Genomic DNA, 21,218 nt, shown 5'->3' on the forward strand with positions numbered 1-21,218 from the left:
AAATAGACCAGACATATTCTATATATTTTATGTTTGGTTTATTTTTAATGTTTTTGATTGTAACGATTGTTGTTTTACCTTGTCTTCCTCAACTAACGGTACATGTTTGTTCATGTTCGATAAAAACTTGAGTAGTTTTTAATCCAATCTAATATTTCTTAAAAGCATATTCTATTAGAAATAGTGGGGTGAAATTATGTCTGAAAAAAAGAAAATTACTAGAATAAAACCTATTGGTTTTTGTCCTCCGGTTAAATTCACAGCGCTTAATAATTGTTGTCCTTCAGTCCCTTCATCTTCATGTCTTTGTGACTGTTGTGTTTCTCCACTTCAGTCAGTCTTACAACAACTTGTTGGGCAAACTGTAATTCTTGGTACTATTGCAGACGCACCTAATGTACCTCCTCTCCTTTTTTTATATACTATTGTTGAGGTGAATGATTTTTTAGTTACTGTTACAAATGGAACTCAAACTTTTGTGGTAAATATTTCTGATGTAACAGGGGTAGGTTTTTTCCCACCCGGACCTACTATCAACTTGTTACCGCCTGTTGATTCTGGATGTGAATGCAATTGTCGGGAACGGCCAATTAGACAATTGCTGAATTCACTTATTGGTTCCACAGTAAATCTTTTGGCAAATAACGGGTCTATTGCAGTAGATTTTAACGTGGAACAAACAGGTCTTGGTATTGTGTTAGGTACACTACCAATAAGTCCTAATCAACCAATTTTTAGATTTGCAATTTCAACTTGCAAAATTGTAGCTGTAGGGCAAACTAATTGAATAAAGAATGATATTTAGTGAGTCAGTAGTTATTAAAAATTAATAGTTTTATTTTTGAACTAACAGGCTGCATTAGTTTAGCAAAAGACAGCGATTCAGGAATTTCATCTTCCTCTGTCAATTGATGAACTTTACCATCAAGATCAAAGCTAAATAAGAAAGGAGGATAACTAGCCTTTATAAGACTAATTATCCTCTATTCTTATACTCTTACATAAGATCATCAGCCTCTTTTTCCATCATTAGGAAAGCGAACGGTAGATTTCTCCTATGATTCCCTTCATTTGATGCACACCTGTGTCAGTATTGGTCATCATAACAATCCCTTGTTCAAGGTAAGGGTAGGCGACTAGCATACATTGAAATCCAACACCCCAGCCAAGAGAGGAAAACTCAAGGTTTTCACCCATGCCATCTAGAAATACGCCGAGACCTGTCCATTCTTTACAGCCTTGTGTGCGGAATAGTTCTTTGACTTGTTTGGACGAAATGCCAATTTTACTTTGGCCTTTGATAGCATTCATAAAATCCAGTAATAATTTTGTTAAATCGCTCGGGGTAGTCCATATACCACAAGCTGCAATATAAGGATAAATAGAATATTTCCCTGGAATTAACGCTCCATTTTGATCATGACCACATGCAAAATTTTCTAAATTCGATGTTGAAAGAGAGGTAGAAAATGTACTGTTCGTCATACTCAGGGGTTTAAATATAAAAGTGTCCAGTAGATAAGAAAAAGGTTTTTGCGTTATATCTTCTAGTAATAGTTGAATAAGACAAAAGCCCGCATCAGAATAGTGAAATTCACTTTCAGGTTCATATGTCACTTCAATGGTAGTAGGGCAAAAAGCCGTTGTACCATTCAATATTTCTACCATGGACGGTATTTCGTTGAAAGATTCTAGTTCCATAAAACTGCCCTCAGGGTCCACAATACCAGATTGATGACAGAGTAAGTTGCGTAATGTAACTTTTTTATGCTTTGTCAAAGGATTGTCAGGAACCTTCCATGAAACTAGTTTTTTATTAACTTCTTCATCTAAATCTACAATCCCTTGTTCTACGAATTTCATTACTAAAATGCTTGTTAGAAACTTACTAATTGAGCAAGCGTTGAAAATGGAGTGCTCATTAACTATTTTATCGGTACCTGTTTCTAGAACACCAAAATGCTCCTTCTTACTGATTTTTCCCTTTTCGATAGCTACAATGCTTAAACCTGTTATACGGTAATGCTCCATGCGTTCACGAATGTTTATCATCTATTGAGCTCCTAGTTTTTTCTTCATTATAACAGAAAAGGAAACTTGTGTTCGTGAAGTAGTTTTTTTATTTTGGGCTATTTTCTCCAAGATTGTTGCTTCTAGTTTGCTATCATCATTTTAGTGCAATAAGAAAAGCTACCAAAATGACAGCTTGCATCTATAACTCTTGCACCCTTTAGTGGAGTAGGAATTAAACTATTTTATTGTAACGATAAAAGTTTATTTAATTAATCTAAGTATATTTTTTGAGTTTTTAATCATACCTAGCAACCCAAGTTCTTTTTTTACGTCTTCTGTTAATTTCTTCTCTACAATTTTTTTGATTTTTTCTTCTGCATTTGAAAAATTACCGGAATTAAAAATTGGTTGTGGATCATATTCAATAGTAAGCTGAATTGCTTTGGTTTGATCTTCACCAACTAGTTTATTAGATAAATGTAAAGCCATATCAATACCAGCAGATACCCCTGATGAAGTTATATATTTACCTTGTTCTATTACTCTTTCTCTTGTTGCAATTGCTCCAAAATTGCTAAGTAAATTGATAACTCTCCAATGCGATGTTGCTTTTAATCCATTGAGTAAACCTGCTGAGGCCAATAATAATGAACCTGTACATACAGAAGTTGTCCATTTTGTAGTTTTATCTACTTCCCTTATCCAATTCAATACGTTTGCATTTTTCATTTCCTGCATAAACCCTATAGTTGAACCTGGTATTATTAAAATATCTGCATCTTTTATATCATCGATGTTGTATTTCACATTGATGTCTATAAAACCTGAATCAGCTTTTATTTCTCCTGTTTTTTCTGCGACAAATAATACTTCAGTATCCTCCATATTCTTTAAAACTTCATAAGGCCCAATCGCATCCAACATAGTTACGCCATTGTATAAAAAGATGATTACCTTCATACTTACTTTATCGCTCCTCTCGTTCTACAAACTAACTGACAAATAACCAATATCCTTGTTAAACTAAACTGTTTCAATAGTTGAATAGCAACAATCTTTTCGAAAAAAGCCTTATTTTTTCAATTGTGCATGTACAATCATACAAATACTATCTTTTGTAAAGTCACTTTTGTTCCATGACCCATATAGATGTAACAAGTCGAATCCATTTTGGTCTAATAGCCTTTTCAATTCCATTGGATATGTATAGCGAATTCGAATTGAATCTTCGAAAGTTGAATGTTCTAGTTTATTGATAGAACGACCAGTTAAAATCTGTGTAATAGGGTCATATTCTTCATGGTGTTGAATGGTTAGTTTTTCTCCATTGCTAGTAACCAAGCTTTCCTCGTATTCATCTACAATAGATAGCTCGCTTAGAATAGGGTTCCGCGTATCGAATACAAATTCTCCTCCAGGATGTAGATGTTGTTTAACGGATTGGAATAAAGCATTTTGACTTTCATTACTTAAAAAATGTTGAAATGAATTACCTGTCATATAAATAAAATTTGAGGTGATTGGTAAATGAAGTTGTGTGCAGTCTTGCACAGTGAAATGTACATTAACATTCTCCTTTTTCGCTTTTTCAATAGCTTGCTGAATCATCCCTTCGTGAATATCAATTGCATAAACCTCATATCCTTGCTTGGCAAGAGGAATAGCTAATCGACCTGTCCCACAAGCTAATTCAATAATCGTAGCGTTCTTTGTTTTTAGGTGATCTTCAATATAATGTAAATCTACTTTGTGATTTTCATAAAGTGCATCATATTCAATAGGGTTATTATATTTCTCTAGATTTCCATTAAACTCATTTTGAAACATATATTTTAGCTCCTTCAACTTTTTCTTTAATTGTAAGAATATTGTATAATGTATCCAATATTCGTGCAAATTAGGTTCTTATAATGTAATGGTGTTTATAAATGAATGCCATGTATATAAGTTAATTGGAGTGAAGGCGGTGACTCCTTGTGGATCAGCGTCACAGTTGAAATCATGGAGCGAAGCGGCTCATCGGACGCCCCCAGGACGCTTTGCTATGTGCGAAAGCGAAGTGCCAGTGGCAAATGTTTTAACTGCACGAAAGCGAAGCGCCTAGGCGGAACAGAAATCAACCCACGCTATTGCGATGAGCCATAAATAATATTAATAGATGATTAGGAGGGTTTGTTTGAACAAAGAATTTTCGCGTAAAATACATATCATTGGTTCTGTTGGGAGTGGGAAGACAACTTTAGCGAAAGAATTATCTGAGAAATTAAATATACCTTATTATGAATTAGATAATGTTGTTTGGATAAGACAAAATTCTGGTGATATTAGAAGAACCGAGCAACAAAAAGTGGATTATTTGAATGATATTATTCTGACGAAATCTTGGATTATTGAGGGCGTTCATAATGAGGACTGGGTAGCACAAAGCTTTTCGAATGCTGACTTAATTATTTTCTTAGATACACATTATTTCATTAGAGTTTATCGAATAATAAAACGATTTATATTACAAAAACTAGGCTTAGAAAAGTCAAATTACAAGCCAATTTTTTCGATATTCATTAAAATGTTTCAATGGAATCGTTATTTTGAGGAGATTAGCAAACCTAATTTTTATAACAAATATGGAAAGTATAAAGACAAGCTATTGGTCGTAACAAGTAAAAGGGAGATTCTTAAAAAAAGCATATCCAATAAATAAAGGATACGCTTCTTATATGTGTATTTTAAGCATTTTTCTTCGTTTTCGTTGCTCGTTTTCTCGTTGCAGGCTTTTTCGTTTTTTCTAAGGAGGCTTGGAGCGCTGTCATTAAGTCTGTGACATTATCCGGGACTGGGCGTTTATCGTTAGCTGAAATAGTACTCGTAGCTTTTTTCTCCTCTATAAGCTCCATTAATGCATTGCGATAATCATCTGTATATTTTTCAGGATTAAATTCGGTCGTTAATTGATCAACGAGCATCAGTGCAGTTTCTAGCTCTTTTGGAACTATATTTTGTTCGCTTGGCACATTTGGAACATCCCCAACACTTCTTACTTCATCAGGGTAATGAATCGTTTCCATCACTAAAGCGTTTTGATAAACGCGGACGATCGCTAATTGCTCTTTTGAACGGATAATAATTTTAGCAACGCCTATTTTTCCGGATTGCTCTAAAGTTTGACGTAGAAGGGAATAAGCCTTTCCGCCAGTCGAATCAGGAGATAAAAAATAAGTACGTTCAAAATATATAGGGTCGATTTCAGTTAATTTCACAAAATCAATGATTTCAACGGCCTTATCTTCATTTTCCTTCCGCAAGCTCTCTAATTCTTCTTGATCTAATACGACAAACTTATTTTTGGCATATTCATACGCCTTCACAATATCCTCATCTTTTACCTCTTGATTACAGCCTTCACAAACCTTTTTATAGCTAATAGGGGTATGACATTCTTTATGGAGCTGTCGTAATTTAATGTCTTTATTTTCAGTAGCGGCATGAAGTTTTACCGGTATATTGACAAGACCAAATGAGATACTGCCTTTCCAAACTGTATGCATTTGTATCACCTCGTTTTTCTTACTATGATATATTTTACTTATTTTTATGTATCTTAAACTGAAATCGTCAAAAACTGAAGGTAAAAAGAAAAGTAGGTATTCTTATGAAACCGATGCTTTTAACGGAAGTGCTTGAAACGCCTATTGGTGAGGAATGGATGTACGAAACAAAATATGATGGATTTAGATGTATGTTAGTATGGGACGAACAGCCAATGTTAATAAGTAGAAATGGCAATAACTTAAATAACTTGTTTCCAGAGATACTCGATTTTTGTAAAAGTATATTTAATAAAGTTAAAAAGTATTTACCACTTACATTTGATGGTGAATTAGTTTGTCTCACGAATAACTTTAATAGTGATTTTTCGCTCGTCCAACAAAGGGGGAGAATGCAAAACAAAGATGTTATTGCTACACATGCAAAAACTTTTCCTTGTCACTATATAGCTTTTGATTTACTGAGCTTAAAAGGGGAGTCGCTAACAAGTAAGTATTTAAAAACACGCAAACAGCAAATTTCTAAGCTTTTTACGACTTTAAAGCTCCCGGTGACTGTCAATTATGAGGATCAGCGTCCTTTGCAGGTGATTAGTAGTGTGGAGCATAGTGACCCTCTTTGGGAGGCTATTAAGGTTTACAATGGAGAGGGCATGGTTGCGAAGAAGAAAACAAGTAAATGGGTTGGGGATACACGCTCGGCGCATTGGTTAAAAATAAAAAATTGGAGATATGTTACGGTCATCGTTACGAAATACGATCATAGCAATGGTTATTTTCATGGCAGTATTTATCAACAGGAGAAGTTAGTTGAAGTTGTTAGTTTTAAACATGGAATGTCAGAAGAAGAACGTAAAACACTTATTGCTTTTTTTCAAGCAAATGGGCAGAGAAATAATGAAACATGGGAATTGGAGCCATCTATCTGTGTTGATATAGCATGTATTGATTTTGATGGCAGCAAATGTCGAGAACCGCGTTTTCATACATTTCGACTGGAAATATTACCAGAGGATTGTCATTGGCATCATATGCAGCGTCAACTTTTTCCTATTCCAGACACTGTTCTGATAACGCATCCTGATAAGCCAGTTTGGCCTGAAGTTGGTATTACGAAGGATGGTTATTTGCATTATTTGCAAATGATTTCTCCGTATTTGCTACCTTTTTTGCGAGATCGACCACTTACGTTAATTCGATTTCCACATGGGGTGCCGGGTGAAAGCTTTTATCAAAAAAGTAGTCCCGAGAAAATACCTGCATTTGCTTCAACAGGTTGGATGGACGATATTCATTATCTTGTATGCAATAATCTAGAAACATTACTATGGTTAGGCAATCAGCTTGCATTAGAGCTGCACATACCTTTTCAAACATTACAAACAGATCATCCGACTGAAATTGTCTTCGATTTAGATCCACCTTCTGTCGATCAATTTTCGCTTGCCGTTTCTGGGGCACTGGATTTAAAGGAAATGCTCGATTATTTTAAGCTCCAATCTTTTGTCAAAACATCAGGGGGTAAAGGATTACAGCTATATATACCATTACCTGAAAACGCCTTTACTTACGATGAGGTGCGCGTATTTACTGAATTTATCTGTCGTTTTTTATGTGAGCAAAAACCGGAATTATATACGATTGAGCGTTTAAAGAAGAATAGACATCAAAAATTATATTTAGATTATGTGCAGCACGCAGAAGGCAAGACGATGATTGCGCCATATTCAACTCGTGGCAATGAGAAGGGATTAGTGGCAACGCCATTATACTGGGAGGAGGTTAATGAGCGTTTAACACCAGATCAATTTACGATTCCTGCTGTAGTGGAGCGTATGAAAAATGGGAGCAACCCATTTAAAAATTTCCGCGAAATAGGGGAGAGCCAGGATTTTCGATCGGCTTTAGAACGGTTAATGGAGCAATGAGGTGCTTATCCAGGATTTTGGACGTTCTATCCATCTTTTTAGGGATTCTATCCACGATTTTGGACGTTCTATTCATCTTTTTAGGGATTCTATCCACGACTTTGGACGTTCTATCCATCTTTTTAGGGATTCTATCCACGATTTAGAACGTCCTATCCATCTTTTCAGGGATTCTTCTAAGTATGAACAGGCAGATAGGAGCAAAACCGATAAAAGCAAAAAGCATCGGCTTTAGTGGCGATGCTTTTTAACAAGATTATAATTTTATTATGTAATCTAAGTCTTTTAAATAGATTTTAATTTCGTTTGCTATTTCAAAATTTAATGTTAAATTACTTACTAAAGTTGACTTTATATTTCTGTTCGTATTTGAAAGCCGGCGGCGCTGATCATGGGACGAAAATAGATGTGATTCGGTCGAGGGAAAGAATTTTTTAACAAGCTAATTTCAGAGAGTTTTGAAACATTCGGTATCCAAAGATCACCGGGGATGAAAGATGCCCTTATGACTACGCTGTGGCTGAAGAGACCTTTAAGGTATTTAATACAGATTTCGCTAACGGAGTCCATTTCTCTTTTCTCTTGAACAGCTTGCTTTTGAACTTGATGATTATGTTCATCGGTTCAATAACTTTCGAATTCAGGAACACTAAGTAAAAGCCCTTATAATTTTTGTACAGTTTAGTGTTGACATACTATAGTATCATTATCTTTTAAAGAGTACGTTTAGGAACGTACTCTTGTCGATTTGAAAAAAAGTTATACATGTGAAAACAAATATAATCCATAATTTTATTTTAATAAAAAATTTTCAAGGTATTGCTCTATTTCTTCAATTGAATTTATAGAGAATTTTTTATCTTTATAACTTATGACGCCCTCATTTATGCACTGAGCTATTGAACGATTTAAGCTTCTAATTGGTGCACAGACCTCATTTGATAAAATTTGCTTTGTAAGATTATCTAAATCACCGATTTTATAATGATTATGTATGCTTAATAAGATACGATCTTTAACTGTTAGCAATGATAATTTTGCTGTAGTATCTGAACTTAAAGTTAATTTTGAAGCAAGTTGTTTAATTATGTAAAAATTAAAATTAAAATCGGTTTTCATCCATTCATAAACCTTTGTTTTATGGATCGCTATCGTTTCACAATTTTCTTTTGCAATAACACCGAGTGTTTTAATTTTTTCATTAAAAATTTCTATTTCCCCAAAACAACTATATGAATCATAAATATATAGGGAAAGCATCACTCCTTCATAACTTTGTCTATACACTTCTGCTCTACCTGTAATTAGAATATAAAGATAATTATTTTGTTCATGTGGGTGAATAATAAGGCTACCTTTCTTATGTCTTCTATAAATAAATTCTTTCTTAATACTCGTTGATGCATCATTCACAATATCTTTAAAATCCATATTTTCGCCTTCTTTTCGCTTTTGGTCATTTGACCTATTTTCATTATAGATTGAATTATATAATCAGGACAAATAAGTATTGGAGGTCTTGTTATGAGGAAAATTATTATTGACACAGATACTGGAAGTGATGATGCTGTAGCGTTAATTATGTCATTAAAATCAACAAATCTTAAAGTAGAAGCGATAACAACTGTTTGTGGCAATGTCCCAGTTGAATTGGCAACAAAAAATGCACTAATGACTATCGAAGTTGTTAATGGTCAAAAGCCATCTCTTTATGTTGGAGCAGGCAAACCACTTATGCGTGATTTAGTTACAGCTGTTAATGTTCATGGTGAAGACGGAATGGGAGATTGTAATTTAATAAATCCTACTCTTTTGCCAGAAACCAAGCATGCCGTAGATGCTATCCTTGAAATTATTGAAAATAACCCTGGTGAAATCGAAATTGTAACCATTGGTCCTGTTACAAATATTGCCCTTGCTATTTTAAAAGCACCTGAGACAATGAAAAAGGTAAAGCATATTTACACAATGGGCACTTCTGGATTTGGCCCTGGAAATACTACGCCTGTTGCAGAATTTAATGTGTATGTAGATGCAGAGGCATATAGTATTATGCTCAACTCAGGTATACCTATTACCATTATTGGATTTGATGTATGTTTAGGCGAAGCAGCATTGAATAAGGACGATATGGATGTATTACTATCAAGTGGTAAAGAAGAAGCTGTGTTCTCTGTTAAATGTAACCGTTCCTTGCTTGAATATAATTTACAAAGAAGTAATGAGCATATTGTTGATTTACCAGATGCCGTGGCAATGGGTGTTGTATTATGGGATGAAATCGTCCTTGAAGACAAGTTATGTTACTGCTATGTGTGTACTACAGAAGCTGCTGCCTATGGTCAAGTGATAGTAAACGACGGTAGTAAACTTGCCATTTCTGATGGATTTGCAGGGCACACTCCTAACGCAAAAGTGTGTAAAACCATTGACAATCAGTTATTCAAGAAACGTCTATTAGAATTATTAGTAAGGTAACAATATTAGGAGAAGCGATTGTAAAAAAATCAGATCTAGACCTTATTGCGCTGTTTGAGTCCAAACTGAGTTCCGTTAAGTTGTCAGAATTTTAAAAAACTGCTGAAGAACTGTCTCAAAATTATCGTTCTCTAGTTCGTGGTGTTGGTATAGCTGTAGCATATTACGACGACACGGTTACCCCCTCAAATTATTACGAAAATGCATTTCTAAAGGAACTCTGTGTCTGTATGTATGGAGAGGATTTAGGAGAACGATTTGGTCCGTATAAACTTACATCGGAGATAGCAGTCTCTTTAATGGTGATATTTATGAAGCTCTTAAACGGACGTTAAAAAGGTTAGAAACAGCTTCTAAGGAAGATTTTGAAATATTTACACAAGGCTTCTCTCGTAAACTCATCCGAACATATTATTCAATGGTATTGGTAAGTTCTCAAATTTGGACGACACGACTTCATGAACAGTCTGAAGTCTTTATTCATCACTTCCCGAAAAAAGAATCTATTATTCGTACGCTACTAAATTGGATAGATGAACCGCCGCCGGATCGAGAAGCTGTGTATGGGTTGTTTAAGCGTGAGGGTGAATGGGCTAGTGCAAATTTTTCAAATGAAGCCAAAATTCCTTATGAAATGTAGTGTATTGCTTGAATTTAATTTCTTTTAGTAAATGTCTTTTGTAGCGAAAGCGAGGCGTCAGCTATAAGCGCTTCGCTTTCACACAATAAACATTTACTCCGGGTTCTAGTTACGGGGAGATAAATCAATTCTCTTTTGCCTGATTAATTTTCTTGAGTCCGATAATATTTCCTAGAATTGTGATAATAGCAGTTCCTACGAGAACGATCATTAATTCTTTGTTATCGAAATAATGATACGAAGTTAATGAATTATTAACATGTCTCATAAAAAGAACTATTGCGTAGGTTGTAAAGAAACTGATAGTTGCACCAAGTGTAAAACCACTGATATGCAACCAGTTGTTATATTTCTTTAATAAGAAATGAGATAAAAACACAAGAATGGTTGGCAATAACAGGATATAGAAGTCAATTGTGTTGCTAATAAAGAAGTTTGGTATGTAATCTTCGTCTGATTGATAATGATATGAGTTATATGAATCGTTAACTATTTCTATAACTTTAATTAACCAAAAGCCGATTATTGTTCCAAATAGTATCGGTTTGCAAGTAATTTTTTTAGTTAAAAAATAACAGATAATAAACGAAATAATCACGGTAATAGGTACCATGAAGAGAATACCAAGTAAATATTGCAAATCCATCTCAAAACCACTACCACTTAATTCATAATAAATGACTGCTAAAGAATAAAATGCGAGAACTGCGGCAATAGCAGTAACTAAATAAGTTGTTACATTTAAAAATAATTTCAATTGTGTTGCTCCTCTTTTTATGTTTGTTTAAGACTGTTTTCTGAAAGATTATTGCTGTAAACAGAAAGATATAATTCATCTATGTAATGCGTAGATCGCACTCAGTCTTTCTCTTTTGAGATTTCGTGAATCGAATAATGAGAGCACCCGCTAGTTGAACAAGCCAAATGTTTACCTCTTTCGCTTTTCTAACTAAGGTTGGATTGTATTCTCAAATAATTTTAAACCAATATAATCACTTGTTGGAGAAAAGTCATCTTTCCAATTTCATTCCATAGAATACTTTACCTATCAAATCTTAACAATTTTTTGCGTTATTTTATATATGTAATTTTTTCCACTTCTTACTTTCGACTTAAGAGGGAAGCAATGTGTTTATTTTGGAGCATTAAGTATTTTCTATAAGAAACAGCCTTTTTTTTATCGTGTTTCATAAGAGATCCTAGCTCACAGGATTTCTTTATCAGCCTCTATTAATTATTATCAATCTTTGTTTAAAACCACAAAAAAACCACCCCGTATGAGATGGTCACTACTGTCTTGCTATTAAACTCAAGTACCTCTGTTACTTGAGGAAGTAATTATAGATTAACAGGAAAGGACGAGCGAAATTTTTCAAGAGAAGTTGGCAGGTACTAGGCAAAGGGGCCGTCTACGGAATCCTCAAATAAATCATGTTCAAGAACAACATTCTATCCGTCGTTCTTTTCTAGATAATCAAGAATCCCCATTGCAGATACAATGGTATCGAACGGGATTGTTTGATAAACGGGATGATTTTCTGCGATACCGTTTTCCTGTAAATAGTTGTGTAATAATGCCTTCAAGCGACTATCTAAAAAATGTACTTGTTCTTTAAAATCACTAGATACCGTTAACGCTTTTTTTCCTTCAGCTAGAAATAGTGGCGTCCAATAGCGCACTTGTCTGTAAGCTTCAGCCGGATTTCTATATGCACCGAAATGACCGAAATACAATTCTGAAGCATTTAACTTTTCATAAAGCTGGATAGATTGCTCCATTGTATATGGGTCATACTGATTCGGTGAAGTGGAGGGAATAATTAAATCAATTGCTTCGCTCTCCATTTCTGGATAACGTACACCAGTAGTATCTCCAACAAACAATCCGTTCGTAGCAGAATAATGCATCGATACATGATGCTTTGCATGACCTTCTGTATGATAAAACGTTAGCTGATGCTGGCCTAAAGATAGTACCTCCTCATGGCCAATTTCGATAATGCGTTCAGCATCAATAGGTACAATTGGATCAAATAGACGATCGAATTCTGCTCCGTAAACACTCTTAGCACTTGCAATTAGACGACTTGGATCTACCATATGAGATACACCTCGCGGATGAACAACGAATGTGGCATTTGGACAGCTTTGTAAAAATAAACCTGCTCCTCCAGCGTGGTCTAAATGGATATGCGTAACAATTACATATTGAATATCCTCTAGATCAATATGTAATTCATCTAAACCTTCTACTATATATGGCATTGACGGACTAGCAGAAGTCTCGATTAAGGCAATTTTTTCATCAATCAACAAATAAGAGCTTGTACGCTGTTCTCGATTTAAATCGTGTGTATCAATACAATAAAAATTTGGTGCAAGTTGTTTGACTCTCCCCATAAAATGATCCCCCTTTATTTCTGTTGAGTGCGAAATATTCTCTAATATGCAATTTTTATCTATAAAAAGTAGTGGTTATACTTTATAATAATAGAAAATCATACTGAATGTCCATTCATTTTTAGGAGGATTTGTTAATGGAGAAAAATATTCGCTACGATACACAAAAGGTCCATCGAGTTAATTTAGCCATCATTGCAATTTTGGCTGCGCTAATTTGTGGACCGCTCATATTTTCAAAGGGCATTATGTTCTTATTTGTTGGACTTGCCGTTATTGCTTTAGCAATATGTAATTACTCTTTACCAATTAAAACGTATGTTAAAGGTTTTATTTTTGGAATAATTCCTTCAAGTGTTGTCTTTACGTTATTTTTAGTTGATAGCTTTTCATTAAATAAACATTATATTTTACTTTGTTCGGTGGCTATTATTGCTCTTTATTTTAAGAAAGAATTACTATTGTTTTTTGGCGTGCTAACAAACATCAGCTTCCTTATTCTTTATATTGTTAAGTCGGAATCATTATTAGGTCCATTTGATGATATAACGGTATTCATTACGCTTCTAGCGATTATGAATGGTGTTATTATTGCATTATATTTAATCGCAAAATGGGGCAATGAACTAATTGAGCATGCTGCAATTCAACAAAATGAAGTAAAAACGTCATTAAATCAACTTGAAAATACGTTTCAAGAAATTGAAAAAAGTAGTCAAGCATTGGATGAGCATGTTACACATTTCCAACAAACAATGCAGCGAATATCTGGGTCTAGTAAACAAATTCTTTTAGCTACTGAGGATATTTCTGCAAGTATTCAGCAGGAATCATCTAGCTTACAAATGATTCATGGCACGATGAAGGAATCTGTGCATTTTGTCAACGAAACATTCTCAATTTCAAAGGATACTGTTTCTAAATCTACTGATCTTCAGCAGGAGATTCTAATAGGGTGGAAGAAAATGCAGGATGCGATGGTGCAAATGGGCGTAATGAATCAAGCGATGAGTTCTACAGCCGAAACTGTGAATGAGTTACAGACTAGCTTGAAAACCGTAGATAGTTTATTAAAGGGCATACAGCATATTGCAGAACAGACGAATCTACTTGCTCTTAATGCTGCAATTGAAGCGGCAAGAGCGGGGGAGTATGGTAAAGGATTCGCCATCGTTGCTGATGAAGTGCGGAAATTAGCGGAAGAAAGTGCTGCTATTACGGTAAGTATTACGAGTGTAACGAGAACTTTGTTCGAAAAATCAACAGAAGCTCATCAACGCTCTGATGATGGTGAAAGAGCGTTACAACAAGGGGAAATGCTTTTACAAGATGTGAGCAACTTCTTCAATGTTCTAAAAGATTCATTTAATAATGCCAATATAGATTTAACTAGAGGGATGAATGAATTAAGCAGCGCCATTTCTCAGTTTGAAACAATCCAATTCCAGATTGAAAAACTTAATGACATGACCGAACAAAATGCAACTTCTACAGGAGAGATTGTGCACTCGGTGGAGGACGAACATAATATGCTTGAAATGATGATGAATACAACTAGTCGAATTCAAGAATTAAGCGATACATTAAAGTCGCTTGTTATGAAAAAAGAAAGAGAATCTTTTTATGATTGTAGTGGGAATTAGATTGACATAATTATTTTGATTATTTAGAAAGGGGGAAGAGATTAGAAGATAGGTTTTTTTAATTTCAGACTAAAGATGGATGTAAATGGAATGTGTTTTTTATATATTATTTCATAAATAAAGGTGAAATGGGAGAACGTTGAAATGATAAAAGGTTTATATGAAGCACATTTACCAGTTAGTAATTTAGAAAACTCGATTGTATTTTATCAAAAGTTAGGGTTAGAACTCGCATATTATAAAGGAAAGGTAGCTTTTTTCTGGATTGTTAAAGGAGAAAGCTGGTTAGGTTTATGGGAAAGTGATAGCGTTGAATTAAAATACCATCCATCTATCCGACATTTGGCATTCAAAATTGACGAAGAAGATCTTGAGCATGTAAAAGAGTGGTTGTCTTCAATTGGCATTAAAGTTCGCACTGAATTTGGCCTTACTTCCGAACATCAACCTTTAGTATTATCAAACTATCCTCATGCACATGCAGCAATTTACTTTTCAGACCCGGATGGTAATTCATTAGAATTAATTACACCATTGAGACTAGATGATATGGAGAGTTTTAATGAGATGTCTCTTGAAGAGTGGAGAAAACGTTATTCCGTTTAAGCTTTAGCGGATTTTGTGGAATTTTTAGTGGGAAATTCCATTACAGCAAAAGAGCCTTCTACCATGAACGGTAAGGCTCTTTCTTTTGTGGAAGTGATATTATCCATTTTTCAATGCGTTACTGTCGTGATTATATTTAAAAACGATAGCAAAAATGATGGCCAAAACGAACGTATAACCGCCAAAGAACAACCAAATATTTTGCCAATTTCTTACGCCCTCAACTGTGAAATAATCAACTACTTTGCCACTAATTATAGCTCCTAAATAGGCGCCAAAACCATTGACCATCGTACTAAATAATCCTTGAGCACTGCCTCGAATACGATGATCGACTTCTTTTTCAACAAAAATCGCTCCCGAAATATTAAAGAAATCAAAGGCACAACCGTAAACGATCATTGATAACAGCAATAGTAAAAATCCACCGCCAATTGGGGTTCCATACCCAAAGAAAACAAAACGTAATGTCCATCCAATCATACTGATTAGTATTACTTTTTTAATGCCATACTTACTTAAAAAAAACGGGATGGTGAGAATGAAGAATACTTCTGAAATTTGTGACACTGATAATAAAATAGCTGGATATTTAACAGCAAAGCTATTTTTATAATCAGGGTTCAATGCAAAGTCGTGTAAAAATGGATCACCGAATGTATTAGTAATTTGAAGCGCAACGCCTAATAGCATTGAAAAAATTAAAAACAAAGCCATTTTTTTATCTTTAAAAAGAACAAAAGCATCAAGCCCCAAAAGGCTTACCCACGACTTGTCCTTTATTTCGTTGGAAGTTGGGCATGCCGGAAGAGAAATTGTGTAAAGCGCAAGTACTAACGAAGAGCCGCTAGCAATAAATAATTGAATATTACTTAATTCAATTTTGGAAAGACTAATAATCCACATCGCAAGAATAAAACCAATTGTCCCATAGACACGAATAGGCGGGAAGTCCTTTACAATATCAAACCCTTTGTTCTCCAAACTAAAATAAGAAATCGTATTCGATAATGCAAGTGTTGGCATATATACGATTGAGTTAAAGAGCATTACCCAAAACATCATCGTAGGATCGGAAATTTGAGCCGCAATAAATAGGGTAATCGCACCGAGGAAATGCAATATTCCGTATAAAACATTGGCTTTTACCCAACGATCTGCAATGATACCTATAAGACTGGGCATAATAATGGCTGCAAGACCGTTAGAACTATATACGATTCCAACTTGCGCACCGGTAAAATGCAACGTATTAATCATATAAGAACCAAATGTAACGAGCCAAGACCCCCAAATAAAAAATTGAAGAAAAATCATTATTTTAAGCCGTAATTTTATATTCATTTTTTCCTCCTATAGAAGGTGATGTAGTTGTACTGAGGCAATAATGCCATTTAAAAAAGTTATTTCTTTCGTAATTCACTACTTTGGATTTTTGAACATAACTACAGCATTTGCTCCTTGTGTCCGAATCATACGAACTTTATTGGGGTTTCTTTTGAAGGATTGTCCTATATAAAGTAACAAAATTGTTTTAGTGAAAATTGCAATAATATAGAGATGCCCTCTACGGAAATAGGAAGGTCTAGAAAAAATATAACAAGAAGGATTTTAGTTTTTTGAAAAATTAGGAGGTGCGTGTTCTTTGGGACAAAATCTGGAATTTTTTGATAGGCAATTTAGTTACAAAATAATATAATTAGTAAGTGACGTTTTGTTTAAAGTTTAGGAGTAGCTACGTTGGAAATGTTTATTATGGCAATATTGGTTACATTAATTTTTGGCAGTTTTTCTTATATGCTGTTAAAGTTTCCTGATGATTTTTTAAAGATGAGTTCCTTTTCAGAAAAATTCATTAAGAAATCATTTTTTAAAAAATACGTTAAGTTTATCGGCTGGTGGTTTTTAATACTTGTGATAGGTGTATGGATTATAGCAATTCTCTCTTTATTTGAATGAAATTTTGAATTAGTTGAAAATAATGTATGTCCTTCTAAAATAGGATTGTCATTATTACACATAGACCGAGAAAATTAAGGGATAGCATTCCTATACATATCTTTTTTCAACAAAGTGAAGTTACTCATTTGAAAAATAATGAGTAACTTTTTTCTATTTTCAATTACTTCAATAAAGGACAATGGGGCAACAGGCATTTAATAGAAGGGCTCTCAGACGTATTGAAAATCCAGTCGACGGGTAATTCTCCGTCACGATTCGTCTGAGGGCTCTTTAATTGTATACGGAAGTCCAATCAATTATCTTTATGACTAATGTGTACATGTTTTATTAGCAATGCCTCTAATCTAAAACTATCTGTTCTTACGAAACATAATGTTTAGAATTATTTTAAAGATATTTCATAAAATGTATAACTATTTAAAAGGAGGTAATAAATGCCGCATAAAATGTTTGGTGCCGTTAGATTCTAATTAAATTATAATTCTTGGTTAATCAAGTAGGAGATGAAAAATCTTCATAAGAATCCTTCACCTCTATGTAAATTACTTTCTACTTGAAATTCTAATACTACAAAACATACTATTAAACCTTTCTTACCAAAACATTCTATACAGTTTCCTCGTTGTGCTTATAGATACTTCTTTCGAAACAATCTAGGAATGTGAAGGGAAATATGTTATGGAAAAGAACTCAAATCTATGGAAAATTGTATTTGTAGCTAGTTTTATAGGTTTAACAGTTGATGGTATGGACATCCAAATGTTGTCATTGGTGATGCCGAGCTTAATTGACGAATTCGTCTTAGATACTAAGGCTGCTGGTTGGATCAGTACATTTTCCCTATTAGGGATGGCGCTTGGTGGAATCCTAGGAGGTTGGTTATCTGACCGCTTTGGTCGCGTTAAAATGATGACTTATATGATGATATTATTTTCAGTGGGAACTGCTCTCTTAGCTTTTGTACAAACATATGAACAATTTATTATTGTTCGTTTTTTATCAGCAATTGGTATGGGGGCTGAATATTCGTTAGCCACAATGTTAATGGCTGAATATGTAAAAGTTAAACATAGAGCAACTATTATGGGGGTATTAGGTTCTTCCTATTCATTAGGATATTTAGTCGCTGTTTTATTAGCAGGCACGATTCTCCCTGAATATGGTTGGAGACCATTATTCTTAATTTCCATCATCCCGGTTGTTGTGGCGATCTATATTCGAGTAAAAGTACCCGAACCTACTGGTTGGAGATTGGCTAAAAAACAAGCTAAATCATCTAAAGTTAAGAAATCAAATGAATGGCTTGCGTTGTTTAGGGATAAGAAAGTTTTTACAATCTTTTTATTATGGGTAGTAACTTCTTCACTATTGCAATTTGGATATTACGGAGTAGGTACATGGCTACCCACGTATATAGTGAAAGAATTAGGCTTTAATTTCAAAGAAATGACAGGGTATTTAATTGGAACATATACGGCATCGATTCTTGGTAAAGCACTTGCTGGTTGGGTTGCCAATATAATTGGTCGTCGTGGGGTTTTCGTGATCGCAGGATTATCTACAGCGGTTATGTTACCAGTCATATATTTTTATCAATCACCAGGAAATATCATTATTTTAATGACGGTTCTAGGTTTCGTATATGGAGCGCCGTATGGTGTAAATGCTACTTATTTAAGTGAAAGCTTCCCGACTAATATTAGAGGAACTGCTGTAGGTGCGGCTTATAATACAGGAAGAATAGGTGCAGCCGTAGCTCCTATCCTTATTGGAATTATCGCTACTACACAATCAATTGGATTTGGACTAGCTGTATTAGGTATCTCTTATGCATTCATGGGATTAATTCCTGCACTATTCATTAAAGAGAAAATGTATGATACGTTTGAAAACGATACAAAAGGAGAAATAGAGGGGGAGGTATGAAAAGAAGGGGGATGAGCAAAAGAGATTCTGTACAAAAACCTCAAAACAAGAGATAAATAGACCGCAAAGTTTTCTTAAGAAAGCTTTGCGGTCTATTTGAGTCTATGTGTTGAATCTTATTTACTTATCCTTATCGTTCATACGACTAAAAATGGTTGCTATTATAGGACCTGATATATTATGCCATACACTGAAAATCGCACTTGGTACCGCGGCTAATGGAGAGAAATGTGCAACAGCTAAAGATGCACCTAGGCCCGAATTTTGCATTCCTACTTCAATAGCAATAGCCTTCTTTTTCGCTAAGTTCATACCGAAGATCTTTCCAAATAAATACCCGATAAAATAGCCTAAACAATTGTGTAAAACAACAACAGCGAAAATAATTAAACCAGTTTCAGCAATCTTTTGTTGATTGCCTGCAACTACAGCAGCCACAATAGCAACGATGGCTACTACAGAAACAAGTGGCATCACTTTCACACTTGCTTTGGCTTGCTTGTTAAAGAACTTTTGTACAATGAAGCCTAATGCAATCGGAATAATAATTACTTTGACGATCGACATAAAAAGTGCACTAGGTGCAACATCAATGTACTCACTTGCGAATAAATAAATAAGTCCAGGTGTGACGATCGGAGCTAATAAAGTTGTGATAGATGTAACTGTCACTGATAATGCCACATCCCCTTTGGAAAGGAATGTCATGACATTTGAAGATGTACCCCCTGGGCAGCAACCTACCAATATTACTCCAATTGCAATTTCCGGTTGAAGATTGAACAGTTTCACCAATAAAAAGGCTAAAGTTGGCATGATTAGAAATTGACCAACTACACCAACTGTCACATCTTTCGGTCTAGTTAAGACTTCTTTAAAGTCCGCAACCGTTATGGTTAATCCCATACCGAACATCACAATACCTAGTAATGTCGTGATATACGCCCCAATCCAAGAAAATCCACTAGGAATAAAAAAGGCAAGCGCTGCAAAAAGAAGCACCCAAATTGCAAATGTATTGCTAACAAACTGACTAAAACGTTCTAAAGCTTTCATGTAACACCTCGATGTAATATTTTACTAACATAGTAAACTATAAAATAATAACAGAATTTAATCAATAGTGGGAATAATCAGTTAACGAGATGAGTTCTATATTATTAATATTCAGGGAAATAAAGTTCTAATACCTTTTCTATTATTTTGAGTAGTTTATATGAATTAGGTATGGGAGTAATAAAGCCTATGATAGAAAAGAAAAAAGGTGGTCATCAAGAGAATTAGAACGATTGGCTGCGGATTTGACAGAGGGAGGTTGGAATGTAGCTAGTAGGATGAATTACATAGTCCAAGATCCGCGACCGTATCAATTGCTAATGGAATAAATACAGAAAATGAACGATTGAGTTTAAACAAATGCACTCTTCCGGCTGAAGGTATGAGGTTAAGCAATCAGGGGGACCACATAACTTTTCTAAAGTGTTAAAGGGTGCCGAAACGTAATGCCTATGACCCTGCAAAAAAAATTAGCGGTTGAAAGGTTTCAGGGAGCATTGAGCTTTAGGAAAGAGCTTGAGCAGATTAGTAATTTGCTTAGGTAGGCTAAGGACAATTTATTTTATTCATTTAAATAATCCTAGGATATCGTCTAATTTACAAAATTTTTTAAGAATAAATTATTAATGATACAGGAGGTGATTTTATGTCGTTTAGTTACTATCAAGCTAGATTAATTAGGGATAGTAACTATAGTAATAGATTCAAGTGTGATACATGCGTTAATCAATTTAGATATAAATGTAATGAGCGTGGTTGTATTGGATATCCATATACCCCAGATCCCCCTATAGGAAATGGGCCTACTGGAGCTACAGGAGCAACCGGCCCGCAAGGAATGATGGGAGCAACAGGAGCACAAGGATTGGTAGGAGCAACCGGTCAACAAGGGTTAATAGGAGCAACAGGAGCACAAGGATTAGTAGGAGCAACAGGAGCACAAGGATTAGTAGGAGCAACAGGAGCACAAGGATTAGTAGGAGCAACAGGAGCACAAGGATTAGTAGGAGCAACAGGAGCG

17 protein-coding genes and 3 pseudogenes are annotated in these 21,218 nt (G+C 34.7%); 11 read left to right on the forward strand and 9 right to left on the reverse strand.

From position 1 onward, the window contains the following. Positions 1-298: 298 nt before the first annotated feature. A pseudogene (locus ACQKN4_RS04125) lies at positions 299-787 on the forward strand (bclA protein); the annotation flags it as partial. Between the two features lie 242 nt (positions 788-1,029). Here the strand turns inward: ACQKN4_RS04125 and ACQKN4_RS04130 are convergent. The 3 genes from ACQKN4_RS04130 to ACQKN4_RS04140 all read right to left on the reverse strand — a co-directional run bounded on the left by ACQKN4_RS04130 (position 1,030) and on the right by ACQKN4_RS04140 (position 3,840). Continuing rightward, positions 1,030-2,052, reverse strand: a complete 1,023-nt coding sequence (locus tag ACQKN4_RS04130; RefSeq protein ID WP_427482437.1) for a serine hydrolase domain-containing protein — start codon at positions 2,050-2,052, stop codon at positions 1,030-1,032. A gap of 222 nt (positions 2,053-2,274) precedes the next feature. After that, complete coding sequence (locus ACQKN4_RS04135) at positions 2,275-2,973, reverse strand: DJ-1/PfpI family protein (protein WP_427482438.1); 699 nt, start codon at positions 2,971-2,973, stop codon at positions 2,275-2,277. A gap of 111 nt (positions 2,974-3,084) precedes the next feature. Next, positions 3,085-3,840, reverse strand: a complete 756-nt coding sequence (locus ACQKN4_RS04140; protein ID WP_079563247.1) for a class I SAM-dependent methyltransferase — start codon at positions 3,838-3,840, stop codon at positions 3,085-3,087. A gap of 349 nt (positions 3,841-4,189) precedes the next feature. Between ACQKN4_RS04140 and ACQKN4_RS04145 the strand changes: the two genes are divergently transcribed. Further along, positions 4,190-4,714: an AAA family ATPase gene (locus ACQKN4_RS04145; RefSeq protein ID WP_427482440.1), complete on the forward strand. Its 525-nt coding sequence runs from the start codon at positions 4,190-4,192 to the stop codon at positions 4,712-4,714. A 25-nt stretch (positions 4,715-4,739) separates the two neighbouring features. Here the strand turns inward: ACQKN4_RS04145 and ACQKN4_RS04150 are convergent, their stop codons facing one another. Next, complete coding sequence (locus ACQKN4_RS04150) at positions 4,740-5,558, reverse strand: Ku protein (protein WP_079563249.1); 819 nt, start codon at positions 5,556-5,558, stop codon at positions 4,740-4,742. A 104-nt stretch (positions 5,559-5,662) separates the two neighbouring features. Between ACQKN4_RS04150 and ACQKN4_RS04155 the strand changes: the two genes are divergently transcribed. Together ACQKN4_RS04155 and ACQKN4_RS04160 are read left to right on the forward strand one after the other, a co-directional pair. Next, on the forward strand, positions 5,663-7,486 hold the full coding sequence (locus ACQKN4_RS04155) for a DNA ligase D (protein WP_427482442.1): 1,824 nt from the start codon (positions 5,663-5,665) through the stop codon (positions 7,484-7,486). A gap of 584 nt (positions 7,487-8,070) precedes the next feature. Next, positions 8,071-8,139 (forward strand): annotated as a pseudogene (locus ACQKN4_RS04160) (IS3 family transposase); the annotation flags it as partial. 139 nt (positions 8,140-8,278) lie between these two features. Here the strand turns inward: ACQKN4_RS04160 and ACQKN4_RS04165 are convergent. Further along, positions 8,279-8,917, reverse strand: a complete 639-nt coding sequence (locus ACQKN4_RS04165; protein ID WP_427482444.1) for a Crp/Fnr family transcriptional regulator — start codon at positions 8,915-8,917, stop codon at positions 8,279-8,281. Positions 8,918-9,010: 93 nt separating this feature from the next. On the opposite strand from ACQKN4_RS04165, the gene ACQKN4_RS04170 reads away from it, so the two are divergent. After that, entirely contained in the window at positions 9,011-9,964 is a 954-nt protein-coding gene (locus tag ACQKN4_RS04170; RefSeq protein ID WP_427482445.1) for a nucleoside hydrolase, read from the forward strand. Positions 9,965-10,382: 418 nt separating this feature from the next. Then, a complete protein-coding gene (locus ACQKN4_RS04175; protein ID WP_427482447.1) occupies positions 10,383-10,604 on the forward strand; it encodes a hypothetical protein in 222 nt (73 codons plus the stop codon). 124 nt (positions 10,605-10,728) lie between these two features. Here the strand turns inward: ACQKN4_RS04175 and ACQKN4_RS04180 are convergent, their stop codons facing one another. Further along, positions 10,729-11,361 carry a hypothetical protein gene (locus ACQKN4_RS04180; RefSeq protein ID WP_427482448.1) on the reverse strand — a complete coding sequence of 211 codons (633 nt, stop codon included), beginning with the start codon at positions 11,359-11,361 and terminating at the stop codon, positions 10,729-10,731. Between the two features lie 692 nt (positions 11,362-12,053). Beyond that, a complete protein-coding gene (locus tag ACQKN4_RS04185; protein WP_427482450.1) occupies positions 12,054-13,004 on the reverse strand; it encodes an MBL fold metallo-hydrolase in 951 nt (316 codons plus the stop codon). Positions 13,005-13,141: 137 nt separating this feature from the next. Between ACQKN4_RS04185 and ACQKN4_RS04190 the strand changes: the two genes are divergently transcribed. Together ACQKN4_RS04190 and ACQKN4_RS04195 are read left to right on the forward strand one after the other, a co-directional pair. Beyond that, positions 13,142-14,647 carry a methyl-accepting chemotaxis protein gene (locus tag ACQKN4_RS04190; protein WP_427482452.1) on the forward strand — a complete coding sequence of 502 codons (1,506 nt, stop codon included), beginning with the start codon at positions 13,142-13,144 and terminating at the stop codon, positions 14,645-14,647. Between the two features lie 144 nt (positions 14,648-14,791). Further along, a complete protein-coding gene (locus ACQKN4_RS04195) occupies positions 14,792-15,253 on the forward strand; it encodes a VOC family protein (protein ID WP_427482454.1) in 462 nt (153 codons plus the stop codon). 99 nt (positions 15,254-15,352) lie between these two features. On the opposite strand, the gene ACQKN4_RS04200 is transcribed toward ACQKN4_RS04195, so the two are convergent. Further along, positions 15,353-16,597 (reverse strand): nucleoside permease, encoded by a 1,245-nt coding sequence (locus ACQKN4_RS04200; RefSeq protein WP_079563258.1) that lies wholly within the window; start codon positions 16,595-16,597, stop codon positions 15,353-15,355. A 402-nt stretch (positions 16,598-16,999) separates the two neighbouring features. Here ACQKN4_RS04200 and ACQKN4_RS04205 point away from each other — a divergent pair, with 402 nt between their 5' ends. Next, positions 17,000-17,212: a hypothetical protein gene (locus tag ACQKN4_RS04205; RefSeq protein ID WP_427482509.1), complete on the forward strand. Its 213-nt coding sequence runs from the start codon at positions 17,000-17,002 to the stop codon at positions 17,210-17,212. A 681-nt stretch (positions 17,213-17,893) separates the two neighbouring features. Further along, complete coding sequence (locus ACQKN4_RS04210) at positions 17,894-19,141, forward strand: MFS transporter (RefSeq protein ID WP_427482456.1); 1,248 nt, start codon at positions 17,894-17,896, stop codon at positions 19,139-19,141. A gap of 120 nt (positions 19,142-19,261) precedes the next feature. On the opposite strand, the gene ACQKN4_RS04215 is transcribed toward ACQKN4_RS04210, so the two are convergent. After that, positions 19,262-20,197, reverse strand: coding sequence for a bile acid:sodium symporter family protein (locus tag ACQKN4_RS04215; protein ID WP_427482458.1), 936 nt, complete (start codon positions 20,195-20,197; stop codon positions 19,262-19,264). A 646-nt stretch (positions 20,198-20,843) separates the two neighbouring features. On the opposite strand from ACQKN4_RS04215, the pseudogene ACQKN4_RS04220 reads away from it, so the two are divergent. Continuing rightward, positions 20,844-21,218 (forward strand): annotated as a pseudogene (locus ACQKN4_RS04220) (hypothetical protein); the annotation flags it as partial.

The organism is Lysinibacillus sp. NPDC093692, assembly GCF_050280125.1.
Classification (GTDB): domain Bacteria; phylum Bacillota; class Bacilli; order Bacillales_A; family Planococcaceae; genus Lysinibacillus.